This window comes from Humibacillus xanthopallidus (assembly GCF_006716675.1).
Classification (GTDB): Bacteria; Actinomycetota; Actinomycetes; order Actinomycetales; family Dermatophilaceae; genus Humibacillus; species Humibacillus xanthopallidus_B.
Genome location: NZ_VFPM01000002.1, coordinates 1499685 through 1514852 on the forward strand (window position 1 = coordinate 1499685; position 15168 = coordinate 1514852).

15 protein-coding genes are annotated in these 15168 nt (G+C 70.5%); 4 read left to right on the forward strand and 11 right to left on the reverse strand.

Annotated features, from left to right (window positions below; all coding sequences use genetic code 11):
* Positions 1 to 80: 80 nt before the first annotated feature.
* From FBY41_RS14795 to FBY41_RS14805, 3 genes are read right to left on the reverse strand one after another with little or no spacing between them, the layout of a single operon-like run.
* Entirely contained in the window at positions 81 to 317 is a 237-nt protein-coding gene (locus FBY41_RS14795) for a hypothetical protein (protein ID WP_141844953.1), read from the reverse strand.
* Positions 317 to 529: a hypothetical protein gene (locus FBY41_RS14800; RefSeq protein ID WP_141844954.1), complete on the reverse strand. Its 213-nt coding sequence runs from the start codon at positions 527 to 529 to the stop codon at positions 317 to 319. The genes FBY41_RS14795 and FBY41_RS14800 overlap by 1 nt, the downstream gene beginning before the upstream one ends.
* Complete coding sequence (locus tag FBY41_RS14805; protein ID WP_221629283.1) at positions 526 to 822, reverse strand: terminase; 297 nt, start codon at positions 820 to 822, stop codon at positions 526 to 528. Before FBY41_RS14805 ends, FBY41_RS14800 begins: the two co-directional genes overlap by 4 nt.
* 408 nt (positions 823 to 1230) lie before the next feature.
* On the opposite strand from FBY41_RS14805, the gene FBY41_RS14810 reads away from it, so the two are divergent.
* The gene (locus tag FBY41_RS14810) at positions 1231 to 2307 is read left to right on the forward strand and encodes a tyrosine-type recombinase/integrase (RefSeq protein ID WP_260439788.1); all 1077 of its coding nucleotides are present in this window, start codon (positions 1231 to 1233) and stop codon (positions 2305 to 2307) included.
* Between the two features lie 29 nt (positions 2308 to 2336).
* Here FBY41_RS14810 and glnA read toward each other — a convergent pair whose 3' ends face one another.
* Positions 2337 to 3761 carry a type I glutamate--ammonia ligase gene (gene glnA / locus FBY41_RS14815; protein ID WP_141844957.1) on the reverse strand — a complete coding sequence of 475 codons (1425 nt, stop codon included), beginning with the start codon at positions 3759 to 3761 and terminating at the stop codon, positions 2337 to 2339.
* A 205-nt stretch (positions 3762 to 3966) separates the two neighbouring features.
* Here glnA and FBY41_RS14820 point away from each other — a divergent pair, with 205 nt between their 5' ends.
* A complete protein-coding gene (locus FBY41_RS14820; RefSeq protein WP_141844958.1) occupies positions 3967 to 4446 on the forward strand; it encodes an RDD family protein in 480 nt (159 codons plus the stop codon).
* Between the two features lie 234 nt (positions 4447 to 4680).
* Here the strand turns inward: FBY41_RS14820 and FBY41_RS14825 are convergent, their stop codons facing one another.
* The 6 genes from FBY41_RS14825 to lipB form a co-directional block, all read right to left on the reverse strand.
* Positions 4681 to 5424, reverse strand: coding sequence for a DUF4191 domain-containing protein (locus FBY41_RS14825; RefSeq protein WP_141844959.1), 744 nt, complete (start codon positions 5422 to 5424; stop codon positions 4681 to 4683).
* A gap of 4 nt (positions 5425 to 5428) precedes the next feature.
* Positions 5429 to 6454: a lipoyl synthase gene (gene lipA, locus FBY41_RS14830; protein WP_141844960.1), complete on the reverse strand. Its 1026-nt coding sequence runs from the start codon at positions 6452 to 6454 to the stop codon at positions 5429 to 5431.
* A gap of 196 nt (positions 6455 to 6650) precedes the next feature.
* Positions 6651 to 7742 (reverse strand): hypothetical protein, encoded by a 1092-nt coding sequence (locus FBY41_RS14835; RefSeq protein WP_141844961.1) that lies wholly within the window; start codon positions 7740 to 7742, stop codon positions 6651 to 6653.
* Positions 7739 to 8701 (reverse strand): ABC transporter ATP-binding protein, encoded by a 963-nt coding sequence (locus FBY41_RS14840; RefSeq protein ID WP_141844962.1) that lies wholly within the window; start codon positions 8699 to 8701, stop codon positions 7739 to 7741. Before FBY41_RS14840 ends, FBY41_RS14835 begins: the two co-directional genes overlap by 4 nt.
* A gap of 196 nt (positions 8702 to 8897) precedes the next feature.
* Entirely contained in the window at positions 8898 to 10670 is a 1773-nt protein-coding gene (locus tag FBY41_RS14845; protein WP_141844963.1) for a sialidase family protein, read from the reverse strand.
* Positions 10671 to 10806: 136 nt separating this feature from the next.
* Complete coding sequence (gene lipB / locus FBY41_RS14850; protein ID WP_141844964.1) at positions 10807 to 11472, reverse strand: lipoyl(octanoyl) transferase LipB; 666 nt, start codon at positions 11470 to 11472, stop codon at positions 10807 to 10809.
* A gap of 80 nt (positions 11473 to 11552) precedes the next feature.
* Between lipB and FBY41_RS14855 the strand changes: the two genes are divergently transcribed.
* On the forward strand, positions 11553 to 12611 hold the full coding sequence (locus FBY41_RS14855; RefSeq protein ID WP_141844965.1) for a Gfo/Idh/MocA family protein: 1059 nt from the start codon (positions 11553 to 11555) through the stop codon (positions 12609 to 12611).
* 77 nt (positions 12612 to 12688) lie between these two features.
* Positions 12689 to 14260: a serine/threonine-protein kinase gene (locus FBY41_RS14860; protein ID WP_141844966.1), complete on the forward strand. Its 1572-nt coding sequence runs from the start codon at positions 12689 to 12691 to the stop codon at positions 14258 to 14260.
* On the opposite strand, the gene FBY41_RS14865 is transcribed toward FBY41_RS14860, so the two are convergent.
* Positions 14241 to 15146, reverse strand: a complete 906-nt coding sequence (locus tag FBY41_RS14865) for a TIGR01777 family oxidoreductase (RefSeq protein WP_141844967.1) — start codon at positions 15144 to 15146, stop codon at positions 14241 to 14243. The genes FBY41_RS14860 and FBY41_RS14865 overlap by 20 nt on opposite strands.
* Positions 15147 to 15168: the final 22 nt, after the last annotated feature.

Here is a 15168-nt window from a genome sequence, read left to right on the forward strand (position 1 = left end):
GCTATCCGGCCAGTCACGCTCGTCGAAGTGCGCCAACGTCGGCGGCAGGTCGTTGCCGGTTTGGGGCCTTGGACGGCGCCTCACGGGACCCACCCCATCTCGATCGCGGGGGAGTAGTGCGCCGGCCGTCCGCGGCGGATCCAGTACTCGGCCCAGATGCACTCGAGCGAGTTCGTCCCGGCCTCAGCCAGCCGCGCCCGCATAGCCGCGCTCCGATCCTCGACCGGCAGGTGCGCGACCCGCGTCTCGACATGGGTGCGCAGCGCCACGAGCTCGTCCGGGGTCAGCGCGCGGCCGGTCGGTTTGCGGCGCCTCATCAGATGTCCTCCACTCGGAATTCCCCATCAGGAAAGGCAGCCCAGACCTCCGGGTCGTCAGGCAGGAAGTCGAGACCGCGCTCGTCCCGCCAGATATGCCGGGCGTCGATGAACGCCCCGTATGCCTCGGCGTCGTCACGGCCGGGCCAGTCCTCGCGGACGAACACCCGCAGCGGCTCGGGCAGCTCGGCGGCGGGGTGTCGGCGCCTCACGACGCACTCCCGAGCCTGTAGACGCCGCGGGTGGCCCGGCGCCGCGTGCGCTGCGTATCCATCTCCTGCTCACCGATCGGCACCCGCAGCGCGACGATCAAGCGGGCCAGGAGCGCCGACTGCTGCCGCAGCTCGACCAGCGCCGGATGCGCACGCTGCTCACCGAGCCGCGACGTCGTCAGCGGCCCATCGGTGTCCACGGTCGCCTGCAGGGATGAACAGGTGTCCGCGACACGGCACGCGCGCGCGAGCAGCTGCAGCTCATGCTCGGCGAGTTCGTAGTCACTCAGCACTGACCTCCACAGCCGCCGGCCCGCCGGACCGGTGCCAGGCGGGGTCGGTGGGATCTTCACTTTCTCGGACATAGGGGCCTCACTTTTTCGGATGCGTTCGGGTCACACGGGGAGCGACAGGTGGACTGGCGGGTCGCAGGCGGTAGGGGCGGGAGGGCCATCCCCCCTGGTTGGTCATGCCGCGTCCGGTGGGGTGGGGTCGTCGACCTGCCGAATGGGACGGCAGGTCGACGACGTGAGGCGCAGGCACTACGAGTGCGCCTCGTGCGGTTCCCGCGTGCAGCGCAGCAGACCACCGCGCGGCGGAGAGGCTGTCTACTGCGACCGGGCAGAGTGCAAACGGGAGCAGCGACGCCGCAACCAAGCATCATGGCGCGCGCGCAAGCGCGAGAGGGAAGAGGTCTAGCGGTGGCCAGCATCAGGAAGCAGCCGAACGGCCGATGGCAGGCTCGTTACTACGACAGCACGGGCAAGCAGCACGCGCGCCGGTTCGATCGCAAAGTGGACGGGCAGCGGTGGATCGACGAGCAGACCGCGGCCCTGGTCGCCGGCACGCACGTCGACCCGCGGACCGCGCGCCAGACGGTGGACCAGTGGTGCGACACATGGCTCGAGGGCTACGCGTCCCGCGCGCCGTCCACTCTGCGGCAGGCGAAGGTGCATCTGCGTCTGATCCGGCAGGAGTTCGGCACCATGCAGCTGTCGTCGGTGCGGCCGTCTAGCGTCAAGGCTTGGACCGCGCGGCTGACCGCTGAGGGCTATGAGCCGTCCTATGTCTACGCCGTGTATCGACGGCTGGCTCAGGTGATGGGTGACGCGGTGGCCGATGGCATCATCCCGCGCTCTCCGTGCTCCCGTAAGACAGCACCAAAGACGGGGGAGCAGCGGCCCTACGTGGCGACCACCGAGCAGATATGGGCGCTCTACGAAGCGTTTCCCGAGGGTCTGCGCCCCGCCGTGCTGCTCGGCGCGTTCGCCGGTTTACGGCTGGCCGAAGCGGCTGCGTTGCGCGTCACAGACATGGACTTCATGCGAGGCATCGTCCACCCGGCGATTCAGTACCCCGACAAGCCGTTGAAGTCGGACACGTCGCGCACTGCGGTGCCGATCCCGGCCGAGCTCGCACTGATGCTCTCGGCTGAGGTTGCGCGAACTGGTGCCGACGTCCTGGTAACGGATGCGATCATGCGCCCCGCTACACCGTGGGCGATCGAGCGGGCCATGCGTGAGGTGCGCGGCAGCATCAAGGCACTCCCCGAGGGCTTCCGCTTCCACGACTGCCGCCACTACTTCGCTTCGCTGCTCATCAGCGCCGGGCTAGACGTCAAGGTCGTGCAGACGCGTTTGCGGCATGCGTCGGCCATGACGACCCTCAACACCTACGGGCACATGTGGCCGGACAAAGACGAGTCCTCACGGGCTGCCGTCGCCGTGGCTCTGGCTGCCCGTGAGGACAAGTCAAGGACAAAGGAGGTGAGCACATGACGTTTGAGCACGTCAGCGCCCTGTGAGGCTCAGATGTCGTAGTACATCTCGAACTCGTGAGGGTGCGGGCGGAAGCGGATCGGGTCGACCTCGTTCTTGCGCTTGTAGTCGATCCACGTCGCGATGAGGTCCTCGGTGAAGACGTCACCCTCGAGCAGGTATGCGTGGTCGGCCTCGAGGGCGTCGAGGACGGCCGGCAGCGAGCCGGGGACCTGCTGGATCGCGGCGTGCTCCTCGGGCGGCAGCTCGTAGAGGTCCTTGTCGACCGGCTCCGGGGGCTCGATGCGGTTCTTGATGCCGTCGAGACCGGCCATCAGCTGCGCGGCGAAGCAGAGGTACGGGTTCGCCGACGGGTCGGGGACGCGGAACTCGATGCGCTTGGCCTTCGGCGAGGTGCCCGTGATCGGGATGCGGACGCAGGCCGAACGGTTGCGGGCGGAGTAGACGAGGTTGACCGGTGCCTCATAGCCCGGGACCAGGCGGTGGTAGGAGTTCACCGTCGGGTTCGTGAAGGCGAGCAGCGAGGGGGCGTGCTTGAGCAGGCCACCGATGTACCAGCGCGCGAGGTCCGAGAGACCGCCGTAGCCACGCTCGTCGTAGAAGAGGGGCTCGCCGTCCTTCCAGAGCGACTGGTGCGTGTGCATGCCCGAGCCGTTGTCACCGAAGAGCGGCTTCGGCATGAAGGTCGCGGTGTGGCCCTGCGCCCAGGCGGAGTTCTTGACGACGTACTTGAACTTCATCAGGTCATCGCCGGAGTGCAGCAGCGTGTTGAACCGGTAGTTGATCTCCATCTGGCCGGCGGTGCCGACCTCGTGGTGGCTGCGCTCGACGTTGAGACCGACCTCCTTGAGCTCGAGGCAGATCTTGTCGCGGAAGTCGGCGAAGTGGTCGACCGGCGAGACGGGGAAGTAGCCGCCCTTGTAGCGGGTCTTGTACCCCTTGTTGCCGCCCTCCTCCTCGCGACCGGTGTTCCACGCGGCCTCGATGGAGTCGATGTAGTAGTAGCCGGCGTTCGACTTGGTCTCGAAGCGCACGTCGTCGAAGACGTAGAACTCGGCCTCGGCACCGAAGTAGGCGGTGTCGGCGATGCCGGTGGACTTGAGGTACTCCTCGGCCTTCGTCGCGATGTTGCGCGGGTCGCGGCTGTAGCGCTCGTCGGTGAAGGGGTCGAGGATCGAGAAGTTCATGACCAGCGTCTTCTCGGCCCGGTAGGGGTCGATGAACGCGGTGGCGGGGTCGGGGACGAGCTTCATGTCGGACTCGTGGATCGCCTGGAAGCCGCGGATCGAGGATCCGTCGAACATCTGGCCAACACTGAAGAAGTCCTCGTCGACCGTCTCTGCCGGCACGTTGAAGTGCTGCATGACTCCGGGCAGATCACAGAACCGAATGTCGACGAACTTGACGTCTTCGTCCTTGATGAAAGCAAGGACCTCGTCGGCTGAGCTGAACATCCAACCTCCTGAATGTGAGTCGAGGTCGTCGGTGGGGGGGTCCTGCGCGCGTCACATCGCGCGAAGGAGTGACCGACGGCCTCGTGCTGTCAGGGATGACCCTAGCGAGGCCCGATTACTCGGCCATGACTCGGATGTTTCGGCGGTGTTACGGATGGGCAGGGGCTGGTCAAGCAGACGGGGCGTGTCTCGTTAGGCTGGTGCCGTGGTGGACCGCAGAGATTTCGGGTCGTGGCTGAGTGGGCCCGGCGAGCGCACGGCTGACGGGCAGTGGCGAGGTCAGCGCCTCGGCCTGCCGCAGAGCGGTCCTGGCTCGATCGCGTCCTTCGGGGTGCGCCTGGTCGGCATCCTCATCGACTGGGCGATCGCGGTGGTCATCGCGCGCGGGCTCTTCGGCGTGCCCCTGCCCTTCTCCGACCCACCCGCCACGGGCGGCCAGGGTTTCATCGTGCTCGGGGTGCTCGCCGTCATGCACGTCCTGCTCGTGGGGACCGTGGGCACGTCGTTCGGTCACCGCATCATGGGGCTGCGCGTGCAGTCGGTGATGGGTGGGCGGGCGACCTTCGTCCAGGCACTCGTCCGCACCATCCTCCTCTGCCTCTTCGTCCCCGCGATCATCTGGGACCGCGACGGGCGCGGCCTGCACGACAAGGTGCCCAACACCGTCGTCATCCGCACCCGCTGAGAAGTCCGCTGAGAAGTCCGCTGAGAAGACCGCTGCGAAGACCGGAGAGCACCCGAAGAGGCTCGCCCCAATCGAAAGAGCACTCCGTCGGGTCCGCTCCAATCGAAAGAGCACTCCGTCGGACGGATATATCCGACAAGAGCAGTTCGCCGGAAACGACGAACTGCTCTTTCGATTGGGGGGGGGTGCCTGTCGGCCCGTCAGGTTGTCGAACCGGTCAGGGGCGAGCGGGGCTCACTTGCCGCGCAGGGCCTTGCGGTCCATGCGGGCCTTCATCGGGTCGACACCGGGCGGCAGGGGAGCGCGGATGCCTCCGAGCGACTTCAGGCGCTTGTTGACGAGGGCTATCTCGTCCTTGGTGATCGTGGCCTTGAGGCGCTGCACCTTGCTCGCGAGCTTGGGCAGGGGCACCTCACCCTCGCCGTTTCCGACCCGCATCGTCGTCACCGGTACGCCCGGTGCGACGCGCTCGACGCGCTTCTTCTCGGCGGCGAGCAGCTTCTGCACGCGGCCCGAAGGGCCCTCCCCGACGAGGACGACGCCCGGGCGACCGAGCGCGCGGTAGACCATCGCGGCGGAGCGGATGTCACCGGGACGGGCGACATCGGCAGCGACCGGCTCGCGGTCGGTGTACCACCCGCGGCGGATCGAGGTGAGCGCGGCGCCGACGGCCCCGGCCTGCCCGTCGATGCGCGAGTAGGCAGCACGCTCGGCACGGCGGCTCATGATGATGGTGGCGGCGAGGATGCCGAAGAGGACACCGAAGATGCCGAAGATCCACGGCAGCTTGAGCAGGATCCCGACGACCAGCAGCACGGCGAAGGTGCCGAGGAAGGCCAGCAACATCCACCACCCGATGACCGGGTCGGTCTCCTTGGAGACGCGGTAGACATCGATGATCTGGGACAGTCGTCCCTGCTTCTTCTCGGCGGGCGTGCTGTCGCCGCCCTTGTTGCGTGCGAAGGGGTTGCGTGCCATGGGGTCAGGATACGGCGCCAGCGGCGCGCGCCACCAATGACGCCGCCTCCTGGCGGGCCGGTGCCGTCGCAGCCTCGGCGAGGTGCGAGAGGTGCCCGGGGATCGGGCGTCCCCACTTGCCCATCGCGGTGGCCCACAGGCGCCCGGCACGGTAGGACGAGCGCACGAGCGGGCCGGCCATGACGCCCTTGAAACCCATCTCCTCGGCGACGTCGGACCAGTGCACGAACTCCTCGGGCTTGACCCACCGGTCGATCGGGTGGTGCAGCTTGGAGGGGCGGAGGTACTGCGTGATCGTGAGGATGTCGCACCCGGCGTCGTGCAGGTCGCGGATCGCCTCCTCGATCTCGGCGTCGGTCTCGCCCATGCCGAGGATGAGGTTGGACTTCGTGACGAGCTCGGCGTCGCGCGCCATCGTCAGCACCTGGAGCGACTTCTCGTAGGTGAAGGCGGGGCGGATCCGCTTGAAGATGCGCGGCACCGTCTCGAGGTTGTGGGCGAAGACCTCGGGTCGCGCGTCGAAGACCTGGCTGACGAGCTCGGGCTTGGCGCCGAAGTCGGGCGGCAGGATCTCGACGCCCGTGGTGGGGTTGAGCAGGTGGATCTGGCGGATCGTCTCGGCATAGAGGCCGGCAGCGCCGTCGGGCTGGTCGTCACGCGCGACACCGGTCACGGTCGAGTAGCGCAGTCCCATCTGGCGCACCGACTCGGCCACGCGGCGCGGCTCGTCGAGGTCGAGCGTGGTGGGCCGGCCGGTCGCGATGTCGCAGAAGTCGCAGCGCCGGGTGCACACGTCACCGCCGATGAGGAAGGTCGCCTCGCGGTCCTCCCAGCACTCGAAGATGTTGGGGCAGCCGGCCTCCTGGCACACCGTGTGCAGGCCCTCGCTCTTGACCATCGAGTGCAGGGCGGTGAACTCCGGCCCCATCTTGGCGGTCGTGCGGATCCACGACGGCTTGCGCTCGATGGGGGTCTCGGCGTTGCGCGCCTCGACGCGCAGCAGACGACGGCCGTCGGGAACGACAGACACAGGGGCTCCTTGGTCGGGATTTGCTGCTCCGCACAGGTTACGCCCCCGCGGGGACAACCCTCGACGCCGGCGTCACCCGCTGGCGTATGCCGTCCGGCCGGCTCCGCGGGACTCCCGGGACTCCGCGCGGCCAGGCGCGGCCAGGCGCGGCCAGGCGCGGCCACTCGCGGCCACTCGCGGCTCCGCAGCCGCGCGGTCAGGTGACGTCGCGGGCGCGGAAGGCAAGCAGGGCTGCCGTCACCCCCAGCGAGGTGACGACGAGCAGGTAGATCCACGAGGCGGTGTAGGAGTGCGGCATCGACACCGTCTGACACCCGTCGACGCCGCACCGGGTCGCGAAGTAGGTGGTGCCGTCGCTCACGAAGCCCTCGATGTTGGTGCGCAGGAACCACGGCTGCAGCCGGCCCTCCGCGAAGGCACTGGCGACGAAGGCTTCGACGAGGACGAGCCAACCGACGACCAGTCCGATGACGCCGGCCGTCGAGCGCAGGAGCAACCCGATGACCGCACCCCCCAGGCCGCCGAGCCCGACGATCGCCACGACGCGCAGCAACGACTGGGCTGCCGTGTCGCCGGGCACGATCGGCGCCGCGGCGACCGGGAGGTCCGCGCCCGGCCGGTTGACGGTGGTGACGAGGGTGGCCCCGAGCGTCGCGAGGCCGACCCCGAGACCTCCGACGGCCAGGCCGCCCAGGCCGGCGGCGACGAGCTTGGAGGTGCCGACCCGCACTCGTCGCGGCTCGAAGGTCAGCCAGTTGCCCATCGACCCGGCAGCGAACTCTGCGGCGACGAAGCTCGCCCCGAGGATGAAGGCCAGGAAGCCGAAGATCCAGAGGCCGCTCTCGACGATCGACGAGGTGATCGCGGTGCGCTCGGCGGCCACGATGCCGAAGGACTCCGGTGACGGTGGGTCGAACATCTGCTCGCACCTGAAGTCGACGGGCGCGCCGCCGGAGGTGTCTGCGCCGGTGGCGGCCTCGTCGCGCTGGCAGGCCTCGATCTGGGCTGCCTTCTCGTCGGCCGGGATCGAGGCGTTCTGCCGCGTCGTCTCGGCGACGATGGAGGAGTAGTCCTCGATGCGCTCGGCGAGCGCCTCGGGTCGGGTCTGCTGGTAGGCGGCGTAGGCCGAGACCCCGACGAACGCGACCACGGCGACGAGCACCACCTTGGCCATCCGACGCCACCACAGCCGGCGCAGCTCGACCCCGACGAGTCCGACGAAGGACGTTCCGGTGGGTCGCACCCGGGTGCGGGGGCCTGACTCCGGGGTGAGGAGCGTGCCGCTCACGAGGCACCCCCGGGCGCGTGACCGCCGGCCAACCGGTCGGACTCGCTGCCGAGCCCCTCGTCGGCCGTCAGCGCGAGGAACGCCGACTCGAGGTCGGGACGCACCGGCACGAGCTCCGCCACGTAGAGGCCGTGCCCAGCGAGCGCCCGGGTGATCGCGGACGGGTCGTCGGTGCCGACGAGCAGGTGCTGTCCGTCGCGGGTGAGGGCGAATCCGGCGGCTTCGAGCACCTGTTGCGCCCGGTCGGGGGAGGCCACGCCGACGCGCACCTGGGAGACCCCGGAGCCGCCGAGGATGTCGCGCACGTTGCCCTCCGCGAGCAGGGACCCGTGCCCGATGATCGATACGGTGTCGGCGACCTGCTCGACCTCCGCGAGGATGTGCGAGCTCACGAGGACCGTCTTGCCTTGCGCGCCAAGCGATCTCATCGTGTCGCGAACCTCGCGGATGCCCGCCGGGTCGAGCCCGTTGGTCGGCTCGTCGAAGATGAGCAGGTCGGGGTCCTTGAGCAGGGTCGCCGCGATCGCGAGGCGCTGCTTCATGCCGAGGGAGAAGCCGGCATACCGGTCGCGCCCGCGGTCGCGCAGGTGGGTGGCCTCGAGCACCTCGTCGACGCGAGCCGCAGGGCTGCCGATGGCGCCCGCGAGCAGCGCGAGGTTCTGCCTGGCCGTGAAGGTGGGGAAGAACTTGGGGGACTCGACGATGGCGCCGACCCGGTCGATGACGTGCGGCAGCCGCCGGGGGACCTCCTCCCCGAAGACTTCGGCCGTGCCGGAGTCGGCGCGGATGAGCCCGAGCAGCATGCGGATCGTCGTCGTCTTGCCCGAGCCGTTGGGGCCGAGGAAGCCGTGCACCCCACCGTGGGGCACGCTCATCGTCAGGCCGCCGACGGCGACGCGCCTCGAACCGCGGCTGAGATAGGTCTTGCGAAGGTTGACGGTGCGGACGGCGACGTCCATGAACCCCCCTGTGGTCCCCGGGATGTGTCAGCGACACCCTAGGGGTCGGGGCCGACGCCCGGGGCTCTGCGCGCTCGTGTCGCCGCTCGCACCGAGCGTCCCCCCAGCGTCCCCCGAGCGCCGCACGTGCGACACGTGACGCGCGTATGCCGCCGGGCCCGGCCCGGCGGCATACGTGGGTGCCGTGCGGTGGGCGTCAGAAGTGGGCCGAACGGATCACGGCGTCCTGCTGGTGGATGGGCGTCGGGACGAACTGGACACCGTAGAACCACACGACGTTCTGGACGTTGTTGCTGTCGGTCCAGAGGGCGTGCGCCTCGCCGTCGGCGCCGACCGTGACGTCGGTGTAGTCGCCGAAGAAGGCGCCACCGAAGCCGTAGCGGGTGTTGATCGGGTGCGTGCTCATGACCTGGGTCTGGTCGAGGTCCGTCACGACGTAGTCGAGCCGGGTGTTGTGCACGTAGGGGCCGAGCGTGTCGCAGCTGATGCGCCCGACGGGCGGGGCCGGTGCGCTCGTGCACGTCTGCCACGGCGACACGACGTCACCGCGGTAGGCGCCGAGGTAGACGTGGCCGTCCGGCCCGACACCGACGGCGGGGAAGATGTCCTCGACGGGAGCTGCGGCGGGTGCGTCGAGCGTGCCACCGCCGGGCTGGGTGACCGGGTAGCCGACCGCAGTCCGGTTGGCCTCGGCGAAGACGCGGCTGGGTTCCGACCACGTCGCCCCGCCGTCGGTCGACGTGCTGTAGACCGCCGTCGATGCACCACTTTCGGCGGTCGTCCACGTCGCGTAGAGGCGTCCGTCGGGAGCGACGGCCGCGGCCGGGAAGCTGTTGACGCGGAAGGCGGTGTCCTTGAGGGAGTCACTGTCCGTGAGCTGCGCGATCGCGACAGGCTTGCCCCAGCTCGCGCCGCCGTCCGTCGACTTCACGACGTAGGTCGAGCTGTGGGTCGCAAGCCGGGTCGACCCTTCGAAGAACACGTAGAGCGAGCCGTCCGGACCCACGACGGGCCTCGAGCCCTGGTCGTAGAGAACGGTGCCCGAGATGGACTTCGGCGTCGTGAACGTGTGCCCGTGGTCGCTCGAGGAGGCGAAGAAGATGGGGGACTGGACGTAGGCGCCGTTCTGGGGATTGAAGAGGAAGCGGGTCCACGTGAGGTAGACACGGTCGCGGAACGGGCTGCTCGCGTGGGCGTCGGCTGCGATCCACTCCTTGTCGTTGAAGACCGAGGGCGACGTCGTCGGGTTGATGAACGTCGGAGCGCTCCACGTCAGCGCACCGGACCCGTTGAACGTGCCGCGGTTGACGGTCACGGTGTTGGGCGGCGTGTTTCGGTCGAAGCCGAGGCCGGCGAAGTAGGCAGCCCCCCGGCTGTCGAACGTCAGAGCGGGGTCGCCGCCGGCGTCGTACGGGCCCCCGGTCAGGTGGGTGACGCCGGGGATGAGCGTGCCGAGGTGCGCCGGGTCGGACGAGACGCCCTGCCACGTCGAGCCGCCGTCGTTGGAGTAGTAGGTGCCTGAGTAGCCGTCACCGAGGGCGCTGCACGGCGTGCCGCCGACGTCGCACGACCAGGTGCGCGTCACGTAGTCGTTGGCTCCTGCCACGACTCGCTGCGAGTTGTTGGGGTCGACGGCGATCGCCGTCTCGTTCTGGGGTGCCGCCGCCGTGTCGCGGTTGACCGTCACGGCCGGGCCCTGCACGGACGTGCCGTCGAGCGGGCTCGACAGCACGAAAGCGGGCGTCATGGGTGGGGTCACCGCGCCCGTGTAGGGACCGTCGACCGACTCCTCCTCGACGTAGGAGGAGAACCGGATCTGCAGCCCGGCCGTGCCGTTCACCGACGCCACCTTGCCCGCAAGCGTGGTGATGTCGTAGATGGGAGTCACGGCCGATGCCGCGCCCCCGGTCATCATCCCCGCGGCCGCGACGCTCGCCGCCACCGCGAGAGGTACCACGAGCTTCCGCACGATCGCCTCCTGGCCAGAAACAGACCGGCCGACCACGGATGTGGATCGGCACGCGGCGACGCATCTCGACGGTAGACCCGCCCGAGGAGACTGGTCAACGAACCGGCCGCCCCGTTCCCCCGCGCAGCAGCGGGGGTTACGCCTGCTCGAGGACCCGACGGTTGGGCTGGAGCGTCGGGAGGATGTCGGCGAGGTGCTTCTCGACGTGGGGGAGCACCTCGGTCACCGGCACGTCACGGCCGAGCTCGAAGGACAGCGAGGTGACGCCGGCGCCGACGATGCCGCACGGGATGATGACCTCACCCCACGACAGGTCGGGGTTGCAGTTGAAGGCGAAGCCGTGCATGGCGACCTGACGACTGACCCGGATGCCGATGGCGCCGATCTTGCGCCGCGGGCCGCGGTCGTCCTCGGCGATCCACGTGCCGCTCTCGCCGTGGACGCGCCCTGCCTCGATGCCGAAGTCGGCGCACACCCGGATCATCATCTCCTCGAGGTGGCGCACGTAGCCGACGACGTCGATGGGCGCGGGAAGCCGCACGATCGGGTAGCCGGTGATCTGGCCCGGCCCGTGCCACGTGATCTTGCCGCCGCGGTCGACGTCGACGACTGGCGTGCCGTCGGTGGGGCGCTCCTGCGGCTCGGTGCGCTTCCCGGCCGTGTAGACGGGCGCGTGCTCGAGCAGGAACACGGTGTCGGGCTCCTCGCCGCTCACGACCTTGGCGTGCATGTCGCGCTGGACCTGCCAGGCCTGCTCGTAGTCCACGAAGTCCGGGTCGAGGCCGAGGTGCACGAAGCGCATGGCGCCAGCCTACGGCGTGCCGCGGGAGCCAGCGGTGGGCCGGGTTGCGCCGGACGGCATCCGCCCCTTAGGAAGGCGGTATGCCGTCCGCCACGTCGCAGCCTCGCCCACCCGTCCGCGTCGGCCTCGTGGGCTACGGCTCCGCCGGGCGCGGCATCCACGCCCGGCTCATCGCGAGCGCGGGGCTCGAGGTCGGGGCCGTCGTGACGGGCAACCCGGAGCGCGTGGCGCAGGTGCACGAGGATCATCCGCAGGCACGGATCGTCGGCGACCTGGAGTCGCTGCTCTCGGGCGGAGGCGTCGACGTCGTCGTGCTCGCCTCGCCCAGCGGGGTTCACCGGGAGCAGGCCGAGGCCGTCATCGCCGCGGGGTTGCCGCTCGTCGTCGACAAGCCGCTGGCGACCGATGCCCCGCTCGCGCTCGAGGTCGTGGAGCTGGCGGAGCGGGCTGGCGTGCCGCTGACGGTCTTCAACAACCGGCGCTTCGACCCCGAACTGCCGGCGCTGCTCCGGGTGCGCGACGAAGGCCTCATCGGTGAGATCTGGCGGGCCGAATACCGTTGGGACCGTTGGCGTCCCGTGCCCAAGCAGCGGTGGCGCGAGAAGGTCACGGCTGAGCAGGGGGGCGGACTGCTCCTCGACCTGCACACGCATCTCATCGACCAGGCCGTCATCCTGCACGGCCCGGTCGCCACGGTCTATGCCGAGATCGACGCGCGCACCACGGTCGCCGAGGACGACACGTTCGTCGCGCTGCGGCACGCCTCCGGGGTCGTCAGCCACGTGTGGTCGAGCTCGGTCAACGGCGCGCCGGGGCCGCGGGCGCGGGTCAACGGCTCGGAGGGGGCCTACGTCATCGGCAAGCAGTTCGACGACGTCAGCGCGTTCACGGAGTTCGCCAACGAGGGCGATGCGGTCGGCTGGATCGTGCGTGGGGACGAGCGGGAGCCGGGCCCCGTCGTGACCGACGCCGACGAGTCCGACTTCTACCGCGCTGTGGCTGCGGCGCTCGCCTCCGAGGACCCCCAGGCGGCGATGCCTGTCGACCCCCGCGACGCAGTGCACGTGCTCGCGGTCATCGACGCAGCCCGGGTCAGTGCCGGCGAGGGGCGCGTCGTCGAGGTCGTCACGCCGACCTGACCTGCGTGGCAGCACTGTCGTCGGTGCCCTGTGGATGACGCCCGCGCCGGAGTCGACGACGCTGTGACGATGGACGGGTGAGCGACAGGAACCCTGCACGTCCCGAGGTGCCCGGGCACCGGGTCGAGTCCGTGCTCGGTCGAGGCGCCTCCGGCACCGTCTGGCAGGGCCGCGACGCGATGGGGCAGGCCGTGGCGATCAAGGTGGCCCACGAGGTCGGCTGGCTGGCCGACGAGGACGCGACCCGCACCGAGGCGCACGTGCTCATGGCGGTGCGCCACGAGCATCTCGTCACCCTGCGAGACGTCGTGGCCATGGCCGACGGCCGCGTGGCCCTCGTCTTCGACCTCGTCATCGGGGCCTCCGTGCGGAGCACGGTGAGCGCGAGGGGCCGGCTCCGGCCCGGCGAGACCGTCACGGTCGTCACGCCGATGTGCGAGGCGGTCGAGGCCCTGCACGGTGCGGGCGGGCTCCACGGTGACATCTCGCCGTCCAACGTCATGCTCACCGCCGACGGCAAGCCCCTCCTTCTCGACCTCGGAGCGGCTCGCCTCGCCGGGGCCTCGCCGGATGCGCCGATCCACGGCACCGAGGGCTTCCTCGCGCCGGAGGTGCGGCAGGGGTTCGCCCCCACCGAGGCCAGCGACGTCTTCTCGCTCGGTGCGCTGGCATGGTTCTGCCTCACGGGCAACGGCGCTCCGGACACCATGCTGCGGCTCGACCCGGAGGTCATCCGCAGTCATGTCGGCAGCCAGCTCGCCGAGGTGATCGGTGCCTGCATCGATCCCGATCCCGCGCGGCGGCCGTCCGCGCCCGAGGCCGCTCGGCTCTTCTACGAGGCGGCCCCGGCCGAGGCGGTCGAGGTGGTCGTCGGCGCCGACCAGGCCTCTGCGCTCACCCATCGGATCCGCGCCGAGGCCGCCGACGAGGCTGCCGCGGCCGCGCCCGAGGCCACCCCGGGCTGGTGGCGGGTCTCGAGGGCCCGTCGGTCGTGGTCGGGTCGGTCCGCGGGGGCAGCCGCGCTGTTCGCCGTGCTGGTCGGGGTGGTCGTCGTGGCGCTCGCAGCCGGGGTGGTGTCGGCCCTGTCCAGGGCAACGGCGAGTGAGACCGTCCGGCCAGCGGGCTCCGAGGGATCGTCGCGACCCTCGGTGGTCATCGGCAAGGGCGTCACCCCCGGGCCGGGCACCAGCGCGACACCCACCCCGTCGCCGGCATCGCCCACCGCGACAAGCGGTGTGGAGGCGCTGCTGCGCCAGGTCGACGCACCGCGGACGTCTCCCCAGGACCTCATCCAGGCGCTCAGCGACCGCCGCGCAGAGGCACTGGTGAGGCGCGACCCGGGGCGTCTGGCGGGGGTCGACGAGCGCTCCTCACCCGCGCACGCCGCCGATGTGGCCGTCATCGCGAGACTGCGCGCCGCGGAGGCACGCTGGGAGGGTCTGTCGCTCGAGGTCGCCCACGCCGCCGTGGTGTCGGCGGAGGGCGCCGGGTCCGTGGTGCGGGCGCGGGTGGACTGGACGGCATACACCCTCGTGAGCGCGGGCGAGCGGGTCGAGCGGCCGGCTGCGACGGGTGAGGTGCTCGACTTCACCCTCGTGCGCGGCTCCGAGGGGTGGCGGATCGCAGCGGTCAGCGCACCAGCCAGCTGACGGCGCTGCCGAGGTCGGCGTGCTCGAAGGCGAAGCCGGCCCGGGTCAGCACCTGCGGCTCGAGGCGCTGGCTGGCGATGATCGAGTCGGCGAACTCGCCGATGACGAGGCGCAGGGCGAAGCGCGGTGCGGGCACGAAGGCCGGCCGGTGCAGCGCCCGGCCGAGCTCGCGCGCGATGTCCTTCTGGCGCGCGGGCGTCGGGGCGACGAGGTTGACCGGGCCGACGATCTCGTCGTGGTCGATGAGGTGCGTGAGGGCGCCCACCTCGTCGACGATCGTGATCCAGGGCCACCACTCTCGGCCCGACCCCATGGGTCCGCCGAGCCCGAGGCGGCCGAGCAGGAGCAGAGGCGAGAACGCGCCGCCGTCGGGCGACATGACGAGCCCGGTGCGCGCCCACGCGACCGAGAGCCCGGCGTCGACGGCGGGCTGCGTGGCCTCCTCCCACCGGGTGACGACGCCGGCGAGGAAGTCCTGGCCCGGAGCGCTCTCCTCGGTGAGGACCTCGTCACCCCGGTCACCGTAGAAGCCGACGGCGGAGGCGTTGACGAGGCGGATCCGCCGACCCGACTCCTCGGCGACCCGCACGAGCGCCTGGGCCACCGTTCCGGTGGCGTCGGTGCGGCTGCGCTCGACCTCGCGCTTGTGCTCGGCGTTCCAGCGCTTGTCACCGATGCCGACGCCAGCGAGGTTGACGACGGCGTCGACACCCTCGAGAGCTCCCGCGTCGAGCTGGCCGCGCGCGGGGTCCCAGCGGATCTCATCGGGCCCCTGGGGGTCGCGTCGCACGATGCGCAGCACCGTGTCACCTCGATCGGTGAGGTGACGGCTAAGCGCGCCGCCGATCAGTCCGGAGGAGCCGGTGACGGCGACGCGCTTGCCCATGCGTCTCACCCTACGTGGGGTG

Excerpts from the sequence above, each read along its gene's own strand:
- glnA (WP_141844957.1), bottom strand. The coding sequence starts at position 3,761 with ATGTTCAGCTCAGCCGACGAGGTCCTTGCTTTCATCAAGGACGAAGAC.
- lipB (WP_141844964.1), bottom strand. The coding sequence starts at position 11,472 with ATGCGCTTCGTGCACCTCGGCCTCGACCCGGACTTCGTGGACTACGAG.
- FBY41_RS14795 (WP_141844953.1), bottom strand. The coding sequence starts at position 317 with ATGAGGCGCCGCAAACCGACCGGCCGCGCGCTGACCCCGGACGAGCTC.
- FBY41_RS14825 (WP_141844959.1), bottom strand. The coding sequence starts at position 5,424 with ATGGCACGCAACCCCTTCGCACGCAACAAGGGCGGCGACAGCACGCCC.
- FBY41_RS14840 (WP_141844962.1), bottom strand. The coding sequence starts at position 8,701 with ATGGACGTCGCCGTCCGCACCGTCAACCTTCGCAAGACCTATCTCAGC.
- FBY41_RS14855 (WP_141844965.1), top strand. The coding sequence starts at position 11,553 with ATGCCGTCCGCCACGTCGCAGCCTCGCCCACCCGTCCGCGTCGGCCTC.
- FBY41_RS14865 (WP_141844967.1), bottom strand. The coding sequence starts at position 15,146 with ATGGGCAAGCGCGTCGCCGTCACCGGCTCCTCCGGACTGATCGGCGGC.